The 3,242-nt window shown below is 65.5% G+C and carries 4 protein-coding genes; all 4 read left to right on the top strand.

Annotated elements, in window-relative coordinates; translation table 11 throughout:
• The coding region (locus tag JOY90_RS30800) for a TonB-dependent receptor (protein WP_291694870.1) at positions 1–784 on the top strand (784 nt) is incomplete at its 5' end.
• Between the two features lie 12 nt (positions 785–796).
• The gene (locus tag JOY90_RS30795) at positions 797–1,486 is read left to right on the top strand and encodes a Fe2+-dependent dioxygenase (protein ID WP_291694869.1); all 690 of its coding nucleotides are present in this window, start codon (positions 797–799) and stop codon (positions 1,484–1,486) included.
• Between the two features lie 168 nt (positions 1,487–1,654).
• A complete protein-coding gene (exbB, locus tag JOY90_RS30790; RefSeq protein ID WP_291694868.1) occupies positions 1,655–2,605 on the top strand; it encodes a tonB-system energizer ExbB in 951 nt (316 codons plus the stop codon).
• Positions 2,606–2,609: 4 nt separating this feature from the next.
• Positions 2,610–3,074 (top strand): TonB system transport protein ExbD, encoded by a 465-nt coding sequence (exbD, locus tag JOY90_RS30785; protein ID WP_291694867.1) that lies wholly within the window; start codon positions 2,610–2,612, stop codon positions 3,072–3,074.
• Positions 3,075–3,242: the final 168 nt, after the last annotated feature.

The following is a 3,242-nucleotide window of genomic DNA, read 5'->3' as shown; positions in this document are numbered from 1 at the left end:
GACCTCCGCCAACCCAGTCGGTGCCGAGTTCGACGGCACGAGCACGGCCTATGGCGGTATCTCCCCGGTGATCAACGGCAATTCGAACCAGATCTTCGGGCCGGAGAAGAACACGTCGGCCGAGATCGGCACCAAGTGGGAGCTGTTCGACCGTCACCTGCTGCTGACAGCGGCGCTGTTCCAGACCACCAAGGACAACGCCCGCGAAGCCTTCAACATAACCCAGACGACCCAGACGGCGAGCTGTCCCTACACGGCGAACGCGGGCAACCAGTCCTGCATCCTGGCGGGCGCCGCATACTATGTCCGCGGCATCGATCTCGGCGTCGGCGGCAAGATCACCGACAAATGGAGCGTGTTCGGCGGCCTGGTCCTGATGCAGTCGAAGGTCACCAAATCGAACATTCCGCCCAACCTGATGCCCGATCCGGCACTCTATACGACCAATGTCGGGCTGCAGCTCGCCAACGTCGCGCACCAGTCCTTCAGCCTGTTGTCGAAATATCAGCTCAACGACACCTGGGAGCTCGGCGGGCAGGCGGTGTACCGCTCGAAGATCTATGGCGGCACGCTGCTGGCCGCCAACCAGGGCACGTCGATCCCGAGCTACTGGCGCTTCGACGCCTTCGCCGAGGCCAAGATCAACCAGAACTGGCGGGTGAAGCTGTTCGTGAACAACATCTTCGACAAGCGCTACTACGACGCGCTGTACCAGAGTAGCGCCCCCTTCGTGCTGGAGGCGCCGGGCCGGGCCGCCTATCTCGTCGTCTCGGCGCGGTTCTGAGACGGGCCGCGGATGCTGATCTGCATACCGGAGGTGCTGAGCAAGGCCGATGTGGCGGATTTCCGCCGCATCATGGACGCATGCACTTGGGAGGACGGCCGCTCGACGGCTGGCGCGCAGTCGGCGATGGTCAAGCGCAACGAGCAATTGCCGCCCGACAGCGAGGTCGCGCGCAGGCTCGGCCATCGCGTCATCTCGGCACTGACCGCCAACCCGCGCTTTCTGTCGGCCGCGGTGCCGCTGCACATCTTTCCGCCGCTGTTCAACCGCTATGCAGCCGCCGATGGGCACCATTTCGGCGTCCATGTCGACAACGCGGTGCGCGGCGATCCGCTGACGGGGTTGCGCATCCGCACCGATCTCTCGGTGACGCTGTTCCTGGCCGAGCCCGAGGAATATGACGGCGGCGAACTGGTCATCGAGGACCTCTACGGCTCACATGAGGTCAAACTGCCGGCGGGCGACCTCGTGCTCTATCCCGCCTCCAGCCTGCATCTGGTGACGCCGGTCAGGCGGGGAATGCGGGTGGCCTCGTTCTTCTGGTTGCAGAGCATGATCCGCGACGCCCAGGCCCGCAGCCTGATCTTCGACCTCGACAATTCGATCCAGATGCTCGCCGGCCGTTTGGGCCGCGACGACCCCGAAACGGTCAAGTTGACCGGCATCTATCACAATCTCATCCGCTACTGGGCGGAGGCCTGACATGCGGTGTTTCATGTCGGCCAATGGCAGGATTTTTCAACCTCCCAGAAGAGGTTCGCCCATGAAATGGAATTGATCTAAGCTGCGCTTTGCGGCTCGACGCCGCCCGCTAAATGGTCTTGAAACGCCGCATCGTCACAGAATATCTTCAAAGAAGTCGGGGAAGCCATGGCAACCTGTCGCGCCGTTCTCAACGTGGCAGCCGCGCTTGCGTTGATCTCGCTCGCCGCTGCCGCGTCCGCACAGCAGACGGGGACGCCGCCGGGCCAGCAGCCGCCTGCGCTGGCTGCACCCGTTACCGCGGCGCCGGAGCCAGCGGCATCGACGGCGACGGCCACTGAGAATTCACCGGCGACCGCCGACAACTCGCCACGCGCGGCGAAGACCATTCCCGTCACGCTGCACGAATTGTCGCCCTGGTCGATGTTCCTGGCGGCGGACGTCCTGGTCAAGGCCGTGATGATCGGCCTCGCCTTCGCTTCGCTGCTGACCTGGACCATCCTGATCGCCAAGTCGATCGAGCTGTCCGCCGGCAAGCGCAGGCTGCGCAGGGCGCTGCGCAAGATCGCCGAGGCGAGGTCGATGGCGGAGGCGCAGCTCGCGCTCGGCCCCAAGAACAATGTGGTGTCCGCGCTGCTCGATGCCGGCTTGCGTGAGGCGAAGCTCTCGGCGGGCATGGCGAGCGACAGCGGCATCAAGGAGCGGGCGGCGTCGCGCTTCGCCGAGATTGCGCGCGCCGAGGCGCGGCGCGTCCGGCTGGGCATGGGTCTGCTCGCCACCATCGGCGCGACCGCGCCCTTCGTCGGGCTGTTCGGCACCGTCTGGGGCATCATGAACAGCTTCATCGGCATCTCGAAGTCGCAGACCACGAACCTCGCCGTGGTGGCGCCGGGCATCGCGGAGGCGCTGCTGGCGACGGCGATCGGACTTGCCGCCGCCATTCCGGCCGTCATCATCTACAATCACTTCTCGCGCGTCACCAAGGCCTATCTCGAATTGGTGAGCCGTGGCCAGGGCGCGGTGAGCCGGCTGCTGTCGCGCGACCTCGACCGCAGCCATCTCGATCACAGCCATCTCGATCACAGCCATGGCGGCATGATGGCGAGCGCGGCGGAGTAGGGGAATGGCGTTCTCGATTGCCGATGATGATCTCGACGACGACTTCGCCGAGGCGCACGAGATCAACGTCACGCCTTTCATCGACGTCATGCTGGTGCTGCTCATCATCTTCATGGTGGCGGCGCCGCTGTCGACCGTCGATCTTCCGGTCGACCTGCCGACCTCGACCGCGACCCCGCAGAAGAAGCCGGACAAGCCGACCTATCTCAGCATCAAGTCCGACCTGACGCTGGCGCTCGGCGAGAACCCGATCAAGCGCGCCGAGCTGATCGGCGCGCTCGATGCCTTGCCCGACCTGGGCCACGACCAGTATCTGTTCCTGCGCGCCGACCGCGCCGTGCCCTATGGCGAACTGATGGCCGTCATGGAGCTGTTGCGGCAGGGGGGCTACACCAGGGTCAAGCTGGTCGCGCTGGAAGGCGTTGCCGCCGCGGCGCCCGGGCCGGCGGGCGAAATCGCAAAACCCTGACGAGGCCATGTCCGATCTCGAAACCGAGCGCCGATCCCCAAGATGGCCCTGGATCCTGGCCGGATCGGTCGCGCTCGCGCTGCATCTCGGCGGCGCGGCGCTGGCGCTCGCGCATCTGAAGGTCGACGACGGCGATGACGGGCTCGGCGCCAATGGTGCAGAGTACGC

The sequence above is a fragment of the Bradyrhizobium sp. genome (genome assembly GCF_019242285.1).
In the GTDB taxonomy this organism is placed as follows: domain Bacteria; phylum Pseudomonadota; class Alphaproteobacteria; order Rhizobiales; family Xanthobacteraceae; genus Bradyrhizobium.
This window is presented reverse-complemented; position numbering and strand designations above follow the sequence as displayed.